The organism is Kluyvera sp. CHPC 1.2972 (genome assembly GCF_036759925.1).
Lineage (GTDB): Bacteria > Pseudomonadota > Gammaproteobacteria > Enterobacterales > Enterobacteriaceae > Kluyvera.
This window is the reverse complement of sequence record NZ_JAPKIB010000018.1, coordinates 19,719-36,828: the sequence shown is the minus strand read 5'-3', so window position 1 is coordinate 36,828 and position 17,110 is coordinate 19,719. Positions and strand designations below refer to the sequence as shown.

The window sequence follows — 17,110 nt, the reverse complement described above, 5'->3', positions numbered from 1 at the left end:
ACCTATTCTCAACCACTTTATCTTTCACCACCACAATGCGTAATAACGCGCTATATTACGCTCGTTGAATTTACCGTGGCGCCTAAGGCACATCGGAAATATAAATTTACTCAACATCGTAATTAATAATCTTGTTATGGCGAGGCTCCTGAATAAACATAAGTTATCGCCCTGGTGGTATCGAGAGAGACCATCACAGGGAAATACAGGCATCCATCGAATCAAGGTGTTGCCAAGATAACTTCTGACAGCTCAAGGCCGTACAGATACGTTATTCAGTGCTAAAACCGGGACGTAGGGATTTTTCTCAGCATTTCCAGTTTTGTTCGCCCTATATAGAATTTCTATAGGGAACATTTTGATGTCTTATATTCATGCCACTGCGCCGCACTACCCAACCGCTCCAGTAACGGGCGATAATATTGCAAGCTACATGTCGAAAACATTTATTTCGTTGCCGGAACCGCTTAGCGTAAAAGAAGCGCGTGAGATGTTTCTGCGACAATTAAATGACGACCATTTCCCCTGCGCCGTATTCGTGGTGTCCGGCGACAATCTGCGCGGAATATTATCGACGCGCACGCTGTTACAGGCGTCCGATGATAATCAGCCGGTAACGCAGTTGATGACCACCACCTTATTCCACGTCAGCCCGGATGATACCCGCGACGTGGCGGCGAGCCTTATCGAAAAGCATCGTCTGACGCTACTGCCGGTGATTGAAAACGGCAAGCTTATCGGTTGCCTGAATGAAAAAGAGATAGACCAGCTGTTAGCCGATGAAATCACCGAAGACGCCCAGCTTCAGGGCGCCACCCTGCCGCTGGAAAAACCGTATCTGGAGATAAGCCCGGTGACGCTGTGGAAAAAACGCGCCGTCTGGCTACTGCTGTTGTTTATCGCCGAAGCGTACACCAGCACCGTGATTCAGCACTTTGAAGAGGCGCTGGAGTCTGCTATTGCGCTGGCGTTCTTTATCCCGCTGCTGATTGGCACCGGGGGCAACAGCGGTACGCAGATCACCTCAACGCTGGTGCGAGCCATGGCGCTGGGTGAAGTGGGCCTGAGGGATCTGGGGCGTATTTTGCGTAAAGAGATGTCGACGGCGATGCTGGTTGCTATCACCCTCGGCGCGGCAGGCTGCTTGCGGGCGTGGATCATGGGCATTGGCCCGGAAATCACCTTTATCGTCAGCCTGACGCTGGTGTGCGTCACTATCTGGAGCGCAGTCGTTTCGTCGGTAATCCCGCTGGTCATCAAACGCGTCGGCATCGACCCGGCGGTGGTTTCCGCCCCGTTTATCGCCACGCTGATTGACGGCACCGGGCTGATTATCTACTTCAAAATCGCCCAGCATTTCTTAGGGCTAAACTAACGATTCCGTAGCCCGGCCAAGCGAAGCGCCGCCGGGAATTAGCACTGTGCCACACCCCGGCGGCGCTTCGCTTGGCCGGGCTACAGGGTAAAGGTGTCGCCGGTTGCTGGGGAGATAATCTCCGGCAACCATAGTTTGGCCCACGCGCCGGTGCAGTGGCAGCCCATCACTTTATCGGGCTTGAGCTGCTGTAAAAACCGCCTCACCTGCCAGAGCGTGCGCGGCGAAGCACAGCGCAGATGAAAGCCGCCGATCAGCGCATGAACCTTGTCGATGCCGGTAATCCGCTGGCAGTGCCGCACGATGTTAACAATCCCGCGATGCCCGCAGCCGGTAATAATCACCAGCCCATGTTCGGACAGATAAATCAGCACGCCCTCATCAACCACGTAATCCGTTTTATCTCCCGTCACGCCGTAGGCTTTGGGGCGATCAACGGCTATCTCGCCTGACCAGATAAAACGGTCGCTAATGTGCAGCGGCGCGCGAGTGTACTCCATGCGATGGCGAGCGTAATCAATCGCCAGCGAAAGCTTTTTGATTTTATGGCTGCGCCCCGCCACGTTCAACGCGGCATAGCGCTCGTTGCCGATGGTCGGGTGGCAAATAATCCGGCTATTATCCGGCAGCCAGGGCACGCCGCCGCAATGGTCGTAGTGACCGTGTGAGAGCACCGTCGCCGTAAGATTATCCAGCGAAATACCCATCTGAGCGGCATTGTGCTGGAAGCTGTTATCGGGGCCGGTGTCGAAAAGAATGACGGTGGTTTCATCCTCGATCAGCAGACTTAATCCCGCTTTGGCTCTGAGTCCGCTGTCGGCGCCGCGAGCCAGATGGTTTTCAAGTAATACACGGATCGTTAAGGCCATATCATCTCATCCCTGAAAATTACGTCTACGGGGCAACGCGGTGCTAAACCCCGGCGTCGGCTTCGCCTCGGCCGGGCTACGGGTTATTTTCCGGCTTCTGGGTGGGTGTCGAATGCCGCCATGATGGCCGCCAGTTCGCTGACGCTAAAGCCATATTTCGGATCGGTCACGCCAAGCCCGAAGCGGGTTTGTAACGCTTCGTACAGCGCGGGCACGTCAGGGAAATCAATCTTCTCAACCACATGGTTGTTATCCCAATGGGTAAAGTGGAAGTTGGTCAGCGTCATTTTGCCGCCGTCCGGCAGATGGCGACACATTAGCAGATGGTGGCGGAAATGCGACTGCGGCCAGTGCGCCGACCAGAAGTTGCCCATCACGTAATCCGAGGCGTACTGACGGCCCAGGTCGAAGTGATACATCGACTGCCAGTGATCGTGATGGCTGAACTGTAAAATCCACTCCTGGTTTTCGTACAGCAGACGGTAGTCGCCGTGCGGCGTCGTCTGGGTGATATCCGCCAGTAGCTTGATTGGCGCGGTCAGCGTCTGCCCGCCAAAGCCCACGTCAGCAATCCAGCGCTCGCCGTCAACGTCCACCAGCAGCAGGCGGTGAGTACGCGGCGGCATCTGCGGCGGATGCGACAGCACCACGCGCCCCAGCAGGCTGCGCACATGGAAACCGAGTTCTCGCAGCACGCGCTCAAACAGACCGTTTTGTTCAAAGCAGTAGCCACCGCGACGCGCGTGAACCAGCTTATCTTCCAGCGATTGATCGTCGAGGTGCATTTCACGCGGCAACAGCACGTCAAGGTTCTCGAACGGAATGGCGCTGTTGTGGTGGATATGCAAACTGCGCAGCGTCTCAATGGATACGTCGGGGGTGCCCGTCCAACCGAGACGAGCAAAATAGGCGCTTAAGAAAGGGGTCATCAAAGCCTCCAGCGTTGGTGTCCGTTCTTTATAACCTATTTTGCCCTGACCACTGACCGATTTGTGCGATCGGTTAACCTACCGTGTACTTCGCTGCATCAGCCCTAGCGCGGTTAGCATTAACCCCAGCCCGACGAACAGCGTCAGGCTCGCCATCGCCATCCCCTGGCCGACCGAACCCTGCTCGAACTGCCGCCAGATAAACACCGCCACGGTCTGCGTTCCCGCCGGTGCCAGCAGCAGTGAGGTCACCAGCTCGCGCGAGGCGACGGCAAATACCATCAGCATCGCCGCCAACAGCGCCGGAAACACCAGCGGCAGCACAATCAACCGTAAGGCCTGCCACGGCGATGCACCGTGCACACGCGCCGCCGGCTCCAGGTTATTCCCCAGCTGACGCAGCGCGCTGCCGACATAGCGCACTGGCCACGGCAACAGCAGGCAGCAATAAGAGAGCAGCAGCATAAACCACGTATTGTAAGGTGAGACCGGCCAGAACGGCTGATTCCACAATAGAATCAGCCCAACGCCCACCACCACACCCGGCAACGCTGCGGGCATCAGCGAAAGCGCATCAATCAATGCGCTGCCTTTGATTTTCTGCACCAGTACCAGCCAGGCCGCCACCAGCCCGAGCAGGCCGACAATCAGCGCCGAGGCCAGCGCCAGCGATAAACTGGTGCCCAACGCCGAGAGCGCATCGCCCTGCTGCGCGAACAGCGCGCTGAAGTGCTTCAGCGTAAAGTTGCCCATGTTCAATCCACCGGAGAGCGTGCCCATCAGGCTGGTTGCCACCATTGACGCACCGGGAAGCAGCACTGCCAGCCCGCCAACGCCGCCCATCACCAGCAGCGCAGGTAGTGTCATAACGCCGAGCGACGCCCCGCTGTTCTCCCCCGGTTTTCCAGTGACGCTGGTGACTTCAGTCGTTCCCGTCAGCCGTTTTTGCAGCCACCAGGCGAGCAACGCCACGGTAATCAGCAGCACCGACAGCAGCGACGCACCGGTGAGATCGATAGGCCAGTCCGCCAGTTTTTTCTCAATACCCACGGTGAGCATCACCACCCCCGCCCGTGAGCCCAGCGCCGCGGGTACGCCGTACTCTTCAATCGCCAGAGTAAAGGACAGCAGCATCCCCGCCGCCAGCGCCGGGGAAAGCATCGGCAGCGTGACGTGCCAGAATGCCCGCCAGGCGCTTGCCCCGTGAACCCGCGCGACGATAGCCAGCCGCTGCCCGCTCGCCAGCAGGCTGCGTGAGACGGCAAAATAGACCACCGGGAAGATATTCAGGGTCATCACCAGCACGATCCCGGTGCGGCTAAACAGCAGATCGTTCAAATCCCAGCCGGTCAGCTGCTGCAGATAGCCGTTATGCTGCAGCACCAGCATCCATGAGAGCGCAGCGATATACGGCGGCGTAAGAAACGGAATTAAAAACAGCAGATCCCACAGTTTTGGCAGCGGCAGGTTAAACAGCCCACGCAGCACGCCAAGCGGCAGGCCGATAATCACGCTCATCAGCGCCACGCCACAGGCAATCCACAAGGTTCCGCCGAGCATCGGCATCAACTGGGGATCGTTGATTAAAGAGGCTATTCCACTAAACGGCTTGTGCAGCGAACCGGCGCTAAACTGCGGAAAAATAGCCTGCAACAGAATGAAAAAGAGCGGCAACGCCACCAGCACCACCAGCGCGATGAGGGTGACAAGAGAGAGGGATTTTTGTTTCACCCGAAGTTCCAGATTGTAGCCCGGCCGAGCGAAGCGCCGCCGAGTTGTGCACCAAGCTGATTCCCGGCGTCGCTTCGCTCGGCCGGGCTACGGAAATTTACTGCCCGAACAGCGTATTAAACCGCGCCAGAACCGCGCTGCGCTCGCTGCTACCGTCGCTGGTGGTTGGCAACACTTTCAGGTCGTTCAGCAGCGGACGCTTGGCGGACACATCGCTGCGCGCAGGTATCAGCCATGCGTCGGCGACCATCGCCTGGCCTTCCGGTGACAGTACGTAGTCAATAAAGGCTTTCGCCTCATCTGCATGCTGGGTCGTTTTGAGGATCATCATCGGACGCGGCGCAATCACCGTGCCGCTGGCCGGGAAAATCACCTTCAGCGATTCGCCCTGGTCGATATTGCCGTAGGAAACATAATCTACCGCGCCGAATACCGCTGCTTTCGCCCCCTGCATCACCGGGGTGACCGCCTGCGCGTTCGGCCCACTCACCACCATGCCGTTCTTTTTCAATTCATCAAACAACGCCCAGGCTTTATCACCCATGCCATTCTGTAACCCGATCAGCAAATCGAGCGAAGCACCGGAGAGCGCCGGGTCCGGCGTAGTGACTTTGTCTTTAAACGCCGCTTCGGTCAGGTCGCGCCACTCTTTCGGCTCAGGCGTCCCGCTTTTGGTGTTCCAGACAATCCCCAGCGCCGAAATACCCTGCGCCACAAAGTCGGCTGATTTCAGCGCCGCTGGCACCTTATCGGCATTCCCACTCTGGTACGGCAGCAGCCAGCCGCGGCCGTGCAAATCTTCGGCGGTGTCCCATGATGCGGAAATCAGCACGTCCGCCTGCGGATTCGCCTGCTCGGCCTCCAGACGCGCCATCACCTTGCCGGTGGTGGCCTGGAAGATATTCACCTTCACGCCGGTTTTCTTTTCATAGCCGCTGGCCAGATTCTTAGCCAGCGAACCTGGGCCTGCGGTGTATACGGTCAGCGCATGGGCGCTGGAAATCATCGAAGCAGATAACATCATCGCGAGCGCAACGCCTTTTTTAACGGATTTCATACAAGTTCCCCTGAGGTAGAAGCAACGGTGCGAACAGCAGCAATGCTGCCCGCAGAAAGGTGCACAATTCGGTCAGCCAACAGTTCGGCCTCGCGGCGGTCGTGAGTGACGTACACGGCGGTGATGCCGAGCTGGCGCAGCAGTCGGCTCATCTCCAGACATAACGATTCACGCAGTTCGCTATCGAGGTTGGAAAGCGGTTCATCAAACAGCAGTACCCGCGGTTCGGCGACGATCGCCCTTGCCAGCGCCACGCGCTGCTGCTGTCCACCAGAGAGCCCGGAAGGCTTACGTTCGCCAAAGCCAGAGAGACCTACCATCGCCAGCGCGTCATTAACCCGACGCGTCCGCTCATCGCGAGCCACACCGCGCATGCGTAGCGGAAAGGCGACGTTTTCAGCGGCGGTCATGTGCGGCCACAGCGCGTAGTCCTGGAAAACCATGCCGATATCCCGCTGCTCGGGCGGTAGCCCCCAGCCGGGTCTGGCAATCAGACGGTCGCCGAAATGGATTTCACCTTCAGCGGGAACGGTGAGCCCTGCCAGCAGGCGCAGTAACGTGCTTTTGCCGCAGCCGGAAGGCCCAAGCAATGCCACGATGCTGCCCGCATCGATCTGCAGGTTGATGTGATTAAGAACGGTGGTGGCCCCGAAAGCGAAGGAAACGCCATCGAGCCGAATGCCAGTTAGCGCGCGCATTATCGCCCTCCCCAATTGGAAAGCGGTGCTTTACCCATGGCCGAACGCCGACGGGCCGCGCTCACCTGCATAAACATCAGGGGAGCCAACATAGTGTTATCCTCTTTGGGACTTAGTGCTGGCGACTATAGGCAGGTGATATGACGTATTGATTACGCTTTTATTGCGATTTAGTGTGTAGCTCATCGCATCCTACTATTCAGGAAATCCTTATGAGCCGTTTTCGTCCCGTTGAACTTCATCACGCCAGCCGCCTGCTCAACCACGGCCCCACGATCCTCATCACCAGCTTCGACGTCGACTCACAGCGCCGCAACGTGATGGCTGCTGCCTGGTCAATGCCGGTAGAGTTTGAGCCGCCGCGTATCGCCATCGTGGTCGATAAGAGCGCCTGGTCACGGGAAATTATTGAGCGTAACGGCACCTTCGGGATTGTGGTACCGAGCGTCGCTGCCGCCAGCTGGACCTACGCGGTAGGCAGCATCAGCGGGCGCGATGAAGATAAATTTAACGCCTACGGCATTCCGGTGGTGAAAGGCCCGGTGCTGGGATTGCCGGTGATTGAAGAAAAATGTCTGGCATGGATGGAGTGCCGACTGCTGCCCGCCACGGCCGCCGCCGGGCAGTACGATACGCTGTTTGGCGAAGTGGTTTCCGCCGCGGCGGATGAACAGGCGTTTGTGGCCGGACGCTGGAATTTCGACGACGATAAGCGCAATACGCTGCATCATCTCGGTGCGGGAACGTTTGTGGCAAGCGGAAAACAGATCCGAGCAAACACGCCTGAGGAGTAGTCTGATACTGGTAGCCCGGCCAAGCGAAGCGCCGCCGGGAATGGCGCCGAGCCTCCCCGGCGGCGCTTCGCTTGGCCGGGCTACGAAGGCTTACATGCTGTAACCAGGCTTTTTAATCAGCTCATCCATATGTGGGGCAATCTCGGTGTCCCACACCTGCTGCCAGTCGCTCTGCTGGACCTGATTCAGGGCAACGCTAACGGCGCCCTCTTTGCTATTCAGATGGCGAATCAGCACTTCGGTGATGTCCGCAGCAAGCGCGGTTTTTTGTTCGTCGTTCAGGTCGCGGGGAAAACATTTAATATCAACGTGTGGCATCTGCAGGGCTCCTTATGGTTAGAGTCATAAAGCTACCATAGCCCGGCAACAACCACTGCCTTTTCGTGCGCTTAACCGCCAGATTGCTGCGTTTTTTCTGCCAGCAACTGCGCGATAAACGCTTCGGTTTCACGCTGATTACGCAACCGCACAAAGCGGATATGCTGCCACGCGGGATCGGCCATATCCCGCAGATAGCGCTCGCGGTTTGGCCGCCAGGTTTTCAGCGTCCAGAGGATGATGGAGTCACGGCTAAAGAAGGAGCGCCGGAAGCTCTCCCGGTTACCGGTGCCCGGCCAGAGCTCCTGCTGCCGCCACGCGCGGCTTGCGGCACGCCATACGGCCTGGCGGAAAGTGCGCCAGAAGCTGTAATCCACCCACACCACCAGATCCACCTCGCGCCACTTTACCGGGCGACTACGATTGTAGTTACCGTCCAGTACCCACCCGGGGGCGGCGGTTGCCTGCGCCAGCGCGGCAAAGAGTTCCTCATCGGTGACGCCCTGCCAGTCTGGCCGCCAGTACAACGTATCCATTTCGATATAGGGCACGGAAAACAGCGCCGCAAGACGTTTTGCCAACGTTGATTTACCTACGCCGCTGGTGCCTACCACGTTGATTTTCATGAATGTCCTGATTAACGAATCGGCAGTACCAGCGTATGGGGCTGCAACGGGGATTCAACAAAGCCGAAGCGCTGATAAAAGGCTTTCGCATTATCGCTTAGCGCATGCACCACCAGTCCTCGTACGCCAATAACCTGTGAAATCAGCATGGTGCGCATCACTGCTTCTCGCAGTAATTTGCCACCCCAGCGCTGCTTTTGGTAGTCGACATCAACGGCAAAGCGCGCAATCAGCACAATGGGGATCGGTTCTGGCATATTGCGCCGAAACGTGCCGGGAACCGCTTCACGCTGGATAGCACCGGTCGACAGCGAATAATAACCCATCACGCGCTTATCAACGTCCGAGCAAAGTACAAACGTCCTGGTTGCGCCGGTCTCCTCATTTTGCCAGGCGCGACGTTTTAACCAGTCATCCAGTACCGGTTCACCGGAGCAAAAATCCGCTGTCTGGTGCGCCGGAGAAAGCTTCTCCGTCAGATCCTTCACCATGAATATTTGTCGCTCATCAACTCCTGAAAACCGGCATTTTCCGACAGCGGTGTATCAAGAATACGTTGAAATTCAGCAAACTGCTCTTCGCTTACCACCAGCAGGCGCTGGTCAAGTAACACCTCCTGCGCTTTTTCGCAGGCGGCATTAAGCATAAAATCGGTGCGTGATAGCGAGTTCAGCTGTGCTGCTCGATCGATAAGATCGCGCTGCCGGGGTGTTGCCCGTAAATTGATGGGTGCCTCTTTTGATCTGTTGGGCATTACGCCTCCGTGTATATACAATGGATATACATAATTTTAGCGTAAGAAATCGCCGCAGTATATCCCTTGGCGATCGCGCACACGCGGATTACACTGCTGAATCATGAACCAGATTCATTAATGGCCACATCCCATGCTGAAAGACAACATCAACGATCTCATCTCTTTTATGGTCGTGGCGCGCGAGCGCAGTTTTACCCGTGCGGCGGCGCAGTTGGGCGTATCACAGTCGGCGCTGAGCCATGCCATGCGCAATCTGGAAAGCCGTCTCGACGTGCGTTTGCTAACGCGCACCACCCGCAACGTGGCACCCACCGAGGCGGGCGAGAAACTCTATCAGCGCCTGAGCCCGCATTTGCAAGAGATTGCGCAGGAGATTGCCGCCCTGCGCGACTCCCGTGAACGTCCGGCGGGTAACATTCGCCTTACGGCGGGCGAGCACGCCATGAACACCATTATCTGGCCGCGCATTAAGCCGTTTATGCAGCAGTACCCGGATATCAATATCGAGGTCACCGTCGATAACGGCCTGACGGATATTGTCGATGAGCGGTTTGATGCGGGCATTCGCCTGGGGGAACAGGTCGCGCGCGATATGATTGCGGTGCGCATTGGCCCGGATATGCGCATGGCGGTGGTCGGTTCGCCGGAGTACCTGGCAAGCCACGGGGTACCGCAAACGCCACATGATTTACAGCAGCACCGCTGCATTAATATGCGTCTGCCGACCAAAGGCGGGCTGTATGCGTGGGAGTTTGAGCACGACGGCGAGCCGCTGCGGGTGCGGGTTGAGGGGCAACTGACGCTAAACTGCCTGCCGCAACGCATCGAGGCTGCCGAAGCGGGATTAGGGCTGGCCTATGTGCCGGAAGATACGATAGCTGAGGGCGTTGCCGCCGGGCGCTTACAGCACGTGCTGGCCGACTGGTGCGTGCCGTTTGCGGGTTATTATCTTTATTATCCTAGCCGTCGCCAGCACACCACTGCGTTTGCGCTGTTGGTGGAAGCGCTGCGTTACGCGTAGGTTCAGAGCCGTCCCGGCGTCACTTCGTTCGGCCGGGCTACATGCGCGGTAGCCCGGCCGAACGAAGTGACGCCGGGGGGAATACGAGCTAAATAGCGGATTTAGGCTGCAGGTTTTCATCAAACTCCAGACGCTTACGGTCCGGCTCGGCTTCAGTTAGCGGCTCAACGGCAACCAGCGTTTTCTGGCAGCGGTCGACCAGCACCTGATACTCGCGAGTCCCCTGCTTTTTCCACTCAAGCTCCTGCTCGGTTAAGCTGCGAATCGCCTTCGCCGGGCTGCCGATAATCAGATGGTTGGCGGGCATCTCCGCCCGCGCCTTCACGAATGCGCACGCGCCAACGATGCTGTTCTCGCCGATGGTCGCACCGTCGATAATCACCGCGCTCATGCCAACCAGCGCATTACGGCCAATCACGCAGCCGTGCAGAATGGCGCCGTGGCCGATATGCCCGTCTTCTTCCACTACCGTGTCCTGGCCGGGAAAACCGTGCATCACGCAGTTATCCTGGATGTTAGCGCCATCTTTGACCACGATACGCCCAAAATCGCCGCGCAGACTGGCGTTTGGCCCAACGTAAACCCCTTTACCGAGGATCACATCGCCAATCAGTACGGCGGTCGGGTGAACGTAGCTTTCCGTCGGAACCACCGGGGTCATTCCGTCCATCTGATAAATCGGCATGGCTTCTCCTGTTACGCTTCGGGCAATCCCCCAAAACGCTGATAATAGAGCGGCCCCGGCGCGGGCAGTTCGCCCACCGAGCTTTCGCCTTTTTCACTGACGAAAACCTGCGCCCCTGGGGCCACGCGTTGATAGATGTTGATACAGAGCTGGCGCGCGGTCTGGCCCAGCCAGTGGGCGGGCAGCAACTCTTCCGGCAGCAGCGGATCCTTCAGCACCACGCGGCGATAGAAGTGGATCAGCAGCAGGCGAATCTGGAAGCAGCGTTCCGGCGTTAACTCATCGGCTTCAGCGTCGCGCAGCAGCGGCAGCAATGGGCGAAACAGCGTGATAAATGCTTCGTACATGGCATTCTGTTCGGTCAGATGCCAGCACTCTTCAACCCGCTCACGCAGCGCAGCGCGGGAGAGCGCCAGCGGCGAATGGGCTTCGAAGAAGATAACGTTCTCCGCTACGCCCGCTTCATGCAGCAGCGACTGTACGTCCGCCAGCTTTTGCGACGGCGAGGCCAAAAGGCTCGGCGCCAGCACGCCAAATCCCTGCCAGATCAGCTGTTTTTTGACTTCGGCGAGGGTGTTTTTTTCCAGCCCTTCAGAAAGCAGCAGCAGCCAGGTGCCGTCCCACTCCGGGGCGTTGGCGCGATAGATTTTACTCTCGGCGCGACGCGTCAGGCGTAGCCCTTTGTCGCTCAGGCGATAGAAGCTGCGGCGGCCAATGCGCACGACGTCCAGCCACTCTTCTTTGTTGAGGCGAAACAGCGCGGTACGCACGAAACGTTCGCCAAAGCCCAGCCCTTCCAGCAGCGCCGCTACGCTGCCAAGCCAGACCTCTCCACCGCGCTGGGATAAACAGTCACCGTACAGTGAGGCAATCAGCGAGGTGCCGCTGATCGGCATCGCGGTGACCGCCTGCTGGATAAAGCTATCGAGTTTTTCCATATGATTCATAGTGTTGTTGTTTTTGTCCTTTTTGAATCATAGCACAGGAATTTGTAGCCCGGCCGAACGAAGTGACGCCGGGGATAGCACGGTGCAAAAACCCGGCGTCGCGTTGCTCGGCCGGGCTACATTGCTTAGCCGTTGGCGGCGGCTTTGCGCAGGTCAAACACGCGGCACGCCTTGCCTTCGGAGCGCGGAATGCTGCCGCAGTTGACGATGCTGACGTCCGTTGAAATGCCGACCATCGACTTAATGCGATGACGCAGGTGGTGGCAAATCTGGCAGCGCTGTTCGTGGCTCAGCACCAGGCTACTCTCTTTCAGCTCAACGCGAATCGACAGTGAATCAAGATGCCCACGGCGATCGACTTCCAGCTGGTAGTGTGGTGCCAGATGTTCAATCTTGAGGATCTCTTCTTCTACCTGCGACGGGAAGACGTTCACGCCGCGAATAATCAGCATGTCGTCGCTGCGCCCGCTGATGCGATCCATACGGCGCATGGTGCGGGCGGTGCCCGGCAGCAGACGCGTCAGGTCGCGGGTGCGGTAACGAATTACCGGCAGCGCTTCTTTGGTGAGTGTGGTGAACAGCAGTTCGCCGTGCTCGCCGTCGGCCAGCGGCGTACCGTCTTCCGGGTTGACCACTTCCGGGAAGAAATGGTCTTCCCAGATGGTTGGGCCGTCGGCGGTTTCAATACACTCCATCGCCACGCCCGGCCCCATCACTTCGGACAGGCCGTAGATATCCAGCGCGGTAATGCCGAGGCGGCGTTCAATCTCCGCCTTCATGCCGGTGGTCCACGGTTCAGCGCCAAAAACGCCGGTACGCAACGAACAGCCACGCGCGTCGCCGCCCATCTGGCGTTCCAGCTCTTCAATCAGGTTCAGACAGTAAGACGGCGTCACCATGATCATATCGGGTTTGAAATCACGGATCAGCTGCGCCTGTTTCTCGGTCTGACCGCCGGACATCGGGATCACCGTCGCCCCTAAGCGTTCGGCACCGTAGTGCGCGCCCAGGCCGCCGGTGAACAGACCGTAGCCGTAGGCCACATGAATTTTATCCTTCGCCGAGCCGCCCGCAGCGCGCAGCGAACGGGCGACGATGTTCGCCCAGGTATCGATATCATTTTGCGTATAGCCAACGACGGTTGGCTTGCCGGTGGTCCCGGACGACGCATGGATACGCACCACCTGCTCCATCGGCACCGCGAAGGTATCGAATGGGTAGTTGTCGCGCAGATCCTGCTTGGTGGTGCAGGGAAACTTGGCGAGATCGCTCAGCTCATGAAAATCGTCAGGGTGTACGCCCGCCGCGTCAAACTTACGGCGGTACATCGGGACATTTTCGTAGGCGTGTTTCAGCGTCCACTTCAGGCGCTCGGTTTGCAGAGCCTGTAACTCGTCACGCGATGCGGTTTCAATCGGGTCTAATTTTGTTGTAGTTGTCATTTTGTAGGGTACTCGCAGGTCAATTAGCTCACACTCGCTCGAGGATCATGGCAATGCCCTGACCCACGCCAATACACATCGTACACAGCGCATAGCGTCCATTGCGTCGTTCCAGCTCCAGCGTCGCTGCCAGCGCCAGCCGCGTGCCGCTCATGCCTAACGGGTGGCCTAAGGCGATGGCGCCACCGTTCGGGTTCACATGCGCCGCGTCGTCCGCCAGTCCAAGCTGTCTGAGTACGCCCAGCGCCTGGGCGGCAAAGGCTTCGTTCAGCTCAATCACGTCCATATCGTTAATATTCAGCCCGGCTCGCTCCAGCACTTTACGCACCGCCGGAACCGGCCCAAGACCCATGTACTTCGGTTCAACGCCCGCGGTCGCCATGGCGACAATACGGGCACGCGGCGTTAAGCCCTGCGCGGCGGCCTGCTGCTGGCTGGCGATAATCAGCGCCGCCGCACCGTCGTTGACGCCGGAGGCATTACCTGCCGTCACCACACCGCCCTTGCGGAACGGGGTTTTCAGCGAAGCCAGTTGCTCCAGCGTGGTTTCCGCGCGCGGATGCTCATCTTCACGCACCGCGCTGACTGCGCCCTTCTTACCGATAATCTGCACCGGCACAATTTCCTGCGCCAGAATGCCGTCGCGCTGCGCTTTGGCGGTACGCTGCTGGCTGCGGTAAGCAAAGGCGTCCTGATCTTCCCGGCTGATGTTTAACAATTCCGCTACATTCTCTGCCGTTTCCGGCATGCTGTCAGTACCAAATTGTTGCTGCATGAGCGGGTTCACAAAACGCCAGCCGATGGTGGTATCAAACATCTCGGCCTGACGCTGGTACGGCGTGGTCGCCTTGCCCATCACGAACGGCGCACGGGACATCGACTCCACGCCGCCGGCAATCATCAGATCCGCATCACCTGCTTTAATGGCCCGTGCGGCGAAGCCAATCGCGTCGAGGCCGGAGCCGCACAGACGGTTAATGGTGGTGCCGGAAACGCCGTACGGGTAACCCGCCAACAGCGTCGCCATATGCGCGACGTTATGGTTATCTTCACCGGCCTGGTTGGCACAGCCGAAAATCACGTCATCGATACAGGTTGGGTCTAACTTCGGGTTGCGGCTCAGTAGCTCGCGCAGCGGAATGGCCGCCAGATCGTCGGCACGAACCCCGGCCAGGCCACCCGCGTAGCGGCCAATGGGGGTACGAATACCGTCACAAATAAACGCATCACGCATTAGACTTCTCCTGTAATAGTGCCGCCGATGCGGTGCGATTTGCCGCGAAACAGCGCTACGGTTTTTTGCTGCGGGTTGACGATTTCAATGTCATACACGCCGGTCAGTTTGCCCTGCTGCTTGACCCGGGCGGTGGCGGTTAATTTCTCTCCCGCAAAGGCCGGACGCAGAAAATCGATGCTGGCAGCCGAGGCCACCGCCGCCAGCCCCTGGCTGTTGCAGGCGTAGGCAAAGGCGGTATCCGCCAGCGTGAATAGCTGGCCGCCGTGGCAGGTCTGATGGCCGTTTAACTGCGAGGGCGATACGGTCATCGTCATCTGCGCGTAGCCGTCATCCATCTCAATAATTTCAATGCCCAGCGCCTGCGCGCAGGTATCTTTCTCGTACATGGCGCGGGCGTTGCGCCAGGCTTCATTACTCATGACGCATCTCCATCAGCGCTTTCTGGCGCAGCAGCGCACTTGGGCGGTAACGTTCCTCACCGTAGTGCTGTTGTAGATTTTCCAGCAGACGCAGCACGCGCCCCCAGCCAAGCGATTCGCCCCAGGCCAGCGGCCCGCGCGGGTAGTTGACCCCTAAGCGCATCGCAGTATCGATGTCGTCCGCGCTGGCGACGCCTTTTTGCACCGCATCCAGCGCTTCGTTCGCCAGCATCGCTACCGTGCGCCACACCAGAAGCCCTGGGTAGTCGGCAATACGCAGCACGTTTTTGCCCTGCTGCTGGAAGTAATACACCGCTTTGTCGGTGGCTGAATCCGGGTTGGTTGGTGCACCTGCCAGCACGACGGTATCGCCCGCCGCATGGTCATACACCACCACCGGGCGCTGGTACTGCATGCTTAAGGCCAGTGCGGTTTCACCGGTGGTTTCCAGCAGCAGTACATCGTCTAATTCAGTGACAACGTCACTTTTAACGATCTTCGCCGCGCGGTCAGCGGAAACGGCAACCAGCGACAGTTCGGGCTGATTTTCCACCGGCCAGCGATAGACACCGTGGCCGCTCTTCTTGCCCAGACGTCCTGCCAGCGCCAGCTCCTGTTGCAGCAGCGAGGGCAGAAAACGGCGGTCCTGCCAGAAAGCGTTAAACACCGAGCAGGTCACGGCAAAGTTCACGTCCTGGCCGATAAGGTCGGTCAGCGCCAGCGGCCCCATTGGGAAACCGCCGCCGTCGCGCAGCGCGGCATCAATCACTTCCGCAGACGCCACCTGCTCTTCCAGTGCACGCCAGGCTTCGGCGTAGTAAGGACGGGCCACGCGGTTAACGATAAAGCCCGGCGTGGAGCGGCAGCGCACCGGCTGTTTGCCCCAGGCGGTGACGCACTGGCAAAGCTGCTCGACCACTTCCGTTGAGGTGGCAAGGCCGCTCACCACTTCCACCAGTTTCATCACCGGTGCCGGGTTAAAGAAGTGCAGCCCCGCCACGCGTTCTGGATGTTTGATGCCCGCCGCAATCGAGGTAATCGAGATGGACGAGGTGTTGCTGGTCAGCAGCGTGGACGGGGAGCAAATCTCCGCCAGCTCGCTGAACAGTGCCTTTTTAATCTCTAGTCGCTCGGACGCGGCTTCAATCACCAGCTGTGCGTCGGCAAGCTGCGTTAATTCCGTTGCTGGGGTAATACGCGCCAGCAGCGCCTGTGCCTGCTCGGCGCTGACTTTGCCGCGGCTAACGCGGGCGTGCAGACGCTGGGCAATGCCGTCGATGGCGCGAGTAACCGCATCGGCGGAAATGTCGTACAGCAGCACCGCGTGCCCGGCGCTGGCCGCCACTTCGACAATCCCGGCGCCCATAGTGCCGCCGCCAATCACGGCGACGGTGTGAAGAGTCTGGCTCATGGCTTATTTCCCGCTGAACTGTGGTGGACGTTTGGCGAGGAAGGCGCTGACGCCTTCGCGATAGTCGTCGCTGCGACCGGCCATGCGCTGGTAGTCGCGTTCAAGCTCAAGCTGCTCATCCAGCGAGTTAGTTTCAGAAAGCTGTAAGGCTTTCTTGATCAGCCCCAGACCGTAGGTCGGCTGGGTGGCTAAATGGCGGGCCATGGTCAGCGCGGTGTCTTTCAGCTCGGCATCGTCAACCACCTGCCAGATCATCCCCCATTGTGCGGCCTGTTCGGCGCTGAGGTTATCGCCGAGCATCAGCAGGCCAACGGCGCGGGCGCGACCGGCAACGCGCGGCAGCACCCAGCTTCCGCCGCAGTCCGGCACCAGGCCTAGCTTGCTGAAAGCCATGACAAACTTCGCTGAACGCGCGGCAATCACGATGTCGCAGCCCATCGCTAGCGTGGCACCGGCACCGGCAGCGACGCCGTTCACGGCGCAGATAACCGGCTTCGGCAGCGCGGCTAAGCGGCGCACCAGCGGGTTGTAAAAGCGTTCTACCGACATGCCCAGATCCGGCGCGGGGCCGCTCGGGTCAACGTTACGGTCGTTCAGATCCTGCCCGGCGCAAAAACCGCGGCCAGCACCGGTGATCAGCAGGCAACGAATGGTGTCGTCGCGTTCGGCCTGTTTCAGGCAGTCGGCAAGCTGCTGGTGCATCACATCGTTAAAGCTATTGAGTCGGTCCGGGCGGTTCAGGGTGATGGTCATCACGCCCTGTTCCACTTCGCTGAGAATGAATGCGTCCACGA

19 protein-coding genes and 1 riboswitch are annotated in these 17,110 nt (G+C 58.9%); of the genes, 3 read left to right on the top strand and 16 right to left on the bottom strand.

The window, feature by feature from the left end; translation table 11 throughout:
• Positions 1–123 precede the first annotated feature (123 nt).
• Positions 124–307: riboswitch (M-box (ykoK) riboswitch) on the top strand.
• A gap of 54 nt (positions 308–361) precedes the next feature.
• Entirely contained in the window at positions 362–1,375 is a 1,014-nt protein-coding gene (locus tag V6944_RS20335) for a magnesium transporter (RefSeq protein ID WP_333500267.1), read from the top strand.
• Between the two features lie 80 nt (positions 1,376–1,455).
• On the opposite strand, the gene V6944_RS20330 is transcribed toward V6944_RS20335, so the two are convergent.
• The 5 genes from V6944_RS20330 to V6944_RS20310 form a co-directional block, all read right to left on the bottom strand.
• The gene (locus tag V6944_RS20330) at positions 1,456–2,244 is read right to left on the bottom strand and encodes an MBL fold metallo-hydrolase (RefSeq protein ID WP_333500266.1); all 789 of its coding nucleotides are present in this window, start codon (positions 2,242–2,244) and stop codon (positions 1,456–1,458) included.
• 83 nt (positions 2,245–2,327) lie between these two features.
• Entirely contained in the window at positions 2,328–3,173 is an 846-nt protein-coding gene (nhoA, locus tag V6944_RS20325) for an N-hydroxyarylamine O-acetyltransferase (protein ID WP_333500265.1), read from the bottom strand.
• A 78-nt stretch (positions 3,174–3,251) separates the two neighbouring features.
• On the bottom strand, positions 3,252–4,904 hold the full coding sequence (locus tag V6944_RS20320; protein WP_333500264.1) for an ABC transporter permease: 1,653 nt from the start codon (positions 4,902–4,904) through the stop codon (positions 3,252–3,254).
• A 97-nt stretch (positions 4,905–5,001) separates the two neighbouring features.
• Positions 5,002–5,961: an ABC transporter substrate-binding protein gene (locus V6944_RS20315; protein WP_333500263.1), complete on the bottom strand. Its 960-nt coding sequence runs from the start codon at positions 5,959–5,961 to the stop codon at positions 5,002–5,004.
• Positions 5,958–6,662 carry an ABC transporter ATP-binding protein gene (locus V6944_RS20310; protein WP_333496987.1) on the bottom strand — a complete coding sequence of 235 codons (705 nt, stop codon included), beginning with the start codon at positions 6,660–6,662 and terminating at the stop codon, positions 5,958–5,960. The genes V6944_RS20315 and V6944_RS20310 overlap by 4 nt, the downstream gene beginning before the upstream one ends.
• Before the next feature lie 209 nt (positions 6,663–6,871).
• Between V6944_RS20310 and V6944_RS20305 the strand changes: the two genes are divergently transcribed.
• Positions 6,872–7,453 (top strand): flavin reductase family protein, encoded by a 582-nt coding sequence (locus V6944_RS20305; RefSeq protein ID WP_333500262.1) that lies wholly within the window; start codon positions 6,872–6,874, stop codon positions 7,451–7,453.
• A 90-nt stretch (positions 7,454–7,543) separates the two neighbouring features.
• Here the strand turns inward: V6944_RS20305 and pptA are convergent, their stop codons facing one another.
• The 4 genes from pptA to V6944_RS20285 form a co-directional block, all read right to left on the bottom strand.
• Positions 7,544–7,771, bottom strand: coding sequence for a tautomerase PptA (pptA, locus tag V6944_RS20300; RefSeq protein ID WP_035897392.1), 228 nt, complete (start codon positions 7,769–7,771; stop codon positions 7,544–7,546).
• 71 nt (positions 7,772–7,842) lie between these two features.
• A complete protein-coding gene (locus V6944_RS20295) occupies positions 7,843–8,397 on the bottom strand; it encodes an AAA family ATPase (protein ID WP_333500261.1) in 555 nt (184 codons plus the stop codon).
• 11 nt (positions 8,398–8,408) lie between these two features.
• A complete protein-coding gene (locus tag V6944_RS20290; RefSeq protein ID WP_333500260.1) occupies positions 8,409–8,888 on the bottom strand; it encodes a GNAT family N-acetyltransferase in 480 nt (159 codons plus the stop codon).
• A complete protein-coding gene (locus V6944_RS20285; RefSeq protein ID WP_333500259.1) occupies positions 8,882–9,151 on the bottom strand; it encodes a type II toxin-antitoxin system TacA family antitoxin in 270 nt (89 codons plus the stop codon). The genes V6944_RS20290 and V6944_RS20285 overlap by 7 nt, the downstream gene beginning before the upstream one ends.
• Positions 9,152–9,284: 133 nt before the next feature.
• Between V6944_RS20285 and V6944_RS20280 the strand changes: the two genes are divergently transcribed.
• Complete coding sequence (locus V6944_RS20280) at positions 9,285–10,175, top strand: LysR family transcriptional regulator (protein WP_333500258.1); 891 nt, start codon at positions 9,285–9,287, stop codon at positions 10,173–10,175.
• Between the two features lie 88 nt (positions 10,176–10,263).
• On the opposite strand, the gene paaY is transcribed toward V6944_RS20280, so the two are convergent.
• From paaY to paaG, 7 genes are all read right to left on the bottom strand, one after another.
• Positions 10,264–10,860, bottom strand: coding sequence for a phenylacetic acid degradation protein PaaY (gene paaY / locus V6944_RS20275; protein ID WP_333500257.1), 597 nt, complete (start codon positions 10,858–10,860; stop codon positions 10,264–10,266).
• An 11-nt stretch (positions 10,861–10,871) separates the two neighbouring features.
• The gene (gene paaX / locus V6944_RS20270; protein WP_333500256.1) at positions 10,872–11,798 is read right to left on the bottom strand and encodes a phenylacetic acid degradation operon negative regulatory protein PaaX; all 927 of its coding nucleotides are present in this window, start codon (positions 11,796–11,798) and stop codon (positions 10,872–10,874) included.
• A 134-nt stretch (positions 11,799–11,932) separates the two neighbouring features.
• Positions 11,933–13,249: a phenylacetate--CoA ligase PaaK gene (paaK, locus tag V6944_RS20265; protein WP_185666270.1), complete on the bottom strand. Its 1,317-nt coding sequence runs from the start codon at positions 13,247–13,249 to the stop codon at positions 11,933–11,935.
• Positions 13,250–13,277: 28 nt separating this feature from the next.
• Entirely contained in the window at positions 13,278–14,483 is a 1,206-nt protein-coding gene (pcaF, locus tag V6944_RS20260) for a 3-oxoadipyl-CoA thiolase (RefSeq protein WP_333500255.1), read from the bottom strand.
• Positions 14,483–14,905, bottom strand: a complete 423-nt coding sequence (gene paaI / locus V6944_RS20255; protein WP_185666268.1) for a hydroxyphenylacetyl-CoA thioesterase PaaI — start codon at positions 14,903–14,905, stop codon at positions 14,483–14,485. The genes pcaF and paaI overlap by 1 nt, the downstream gene beginning before the upstream one ends.
• On the bottom strand, positions 14,898–16,316 hold the full coding sequence (locus tag V6944_RS20250) for a 3-hydroxyacyl-CoA dehydrogenase (protein ID WP_333500254.1): 1,419 nt from the start codon (positions 16,314–16,316) through the stop codon (positions 14,898–14,900). Before V6944_RS20250 ends, paaI begins: the two co-directional genes overlap by 8 nt.
• 3 nt (positions 16,317–16,319) lie before the next feature.
• Positions 16,320–17,108 (bottom strand): 2-(1,2-epoxy-1,2-dihydrophenyl)acetyl-CoA isomerase PaaG, encoded by a 789-nt coding sequence (paaG, locus tag V6944_RS20245; RefSeq protein ID WP_333500253.1) that lies wholly within the window; start codon positions 17,106–17,108, stop codon positions 16,320–16,322.
• Positions 17,109–17,110: the final 2 nt, after the last annotated feature.

Excerpts from the sequence above, each read along its gene's own strand:
- V6944_RS20295 (WP_333500261.1), bottom strand. The coding sequence starts at position 8,397 with ATGAAAATCAACGTGGTAGGCACCAGCGGCGTAGGTAAATCAACGTTG.
- nhoA (WP_333500265.1), bottom strand. The coding sequence starts at position 3,173 with ATGACCCCTTTCTTAAGCGCCTATTTTGCTCGTCTCGGTTGGACGGGC.
- V6944_RS20280 (WP_333500258.1), top strand. The coding sequence starts at position 9,285 with ATGCTGAAAGACAACATCAACGATCTCATCTCTTTTATGGTCGTGGCG.
- paaI (WP_185666268.1), bottom strand. The coding sequence starts at position 14,905 with ATGAGTAATGAAGCCTGGCGCAACGCCCGCGCCATGTACGAGAAAGAT.
- paaX (WP_333500256.1), bottom strand. The coding sequence starts at position 11,798 with ATGGAAAAACTCGATAGCTTTATCCAGCAGGCGGTCACCGCGATGCCG.
- V6944_RS20285 (WP_333500259.1), bottom strand. The coding sequence starts at position 9,151 with ATGCCCAACAGATCAAAAGAGGCACCCATCAATTTACGGGCAACACCC.
- V6944_RS20305 (WP_333500262.1), top strand. The coding sequence starts at position 6,872 with ATGAGCCGTTTTCGTCCCGTTGAACTTCATCACGCCAGCCGCCTGCTC.
- V6944_RS20250 (WP_333500254.1), bottom strand. The coding sequence starts at position 16,316 with ATGAGCCAGACTCTTCACACCGTCGCCGTGATTGGCGGCGGCACTATG.
- V6944_RS20335 (WP_333500267.1), top strand. The coding sequence starts at position 362 with ATGTCTTATATTCATGCCACTGCGCCGCACTACCCAACCGCTCCAGTA.
- paaY (WP_333500257.1), bottom strand. The coding sequence starts at position 10,860 with ATGCCGATTTATCAGATGGACGGAATGACCCCGGTGGTTCCGACGGAA.
- V6944_RS20315 (WP_333500263.1), bottom strand. The coding sequence starts at position 5,961 with ATGAAATCCGTTAAAAAAGGCGTTGCGCTCGCGATGATGTTATCTGCT.
- paaK (WP_185666270.1), bottom strand. The coding sequence starts at position 13,249 with ATGACAACTACAACAAAATTAGACCCGATTGAAACCGCATCGCGTGAC.
- pcaF (WP_333500255.1), bottom strand. The coding sequence starts at position 14,483 with ATGCGTGATGCGTTTATTTGTGACGGTATTCGTACCCCCATTGGCCGC.
- V6944_RS20290 (WP_333500260.1), bottom strand. The coding sequence starts at position 8,888 with ATGGTGAAGGATCTGACGGAGAAGCTTTCTCCGGCGCACCAGACAGCG.
- pptA (WP_035897392.1), bottom strand. The coding sequence starts at position 7,771 with ATGCCACACGTTGATATTAAATGTTTTCCCCGCGACCTGAACGACGAA.
- V6944_RS20330 (WP_333500266.1), bottom strand. The coding sequence starts at position 2,244 with ATGGCCTTAACGATCCGTGTATTACTTGAAAACCATCTGGCTCGCGGC.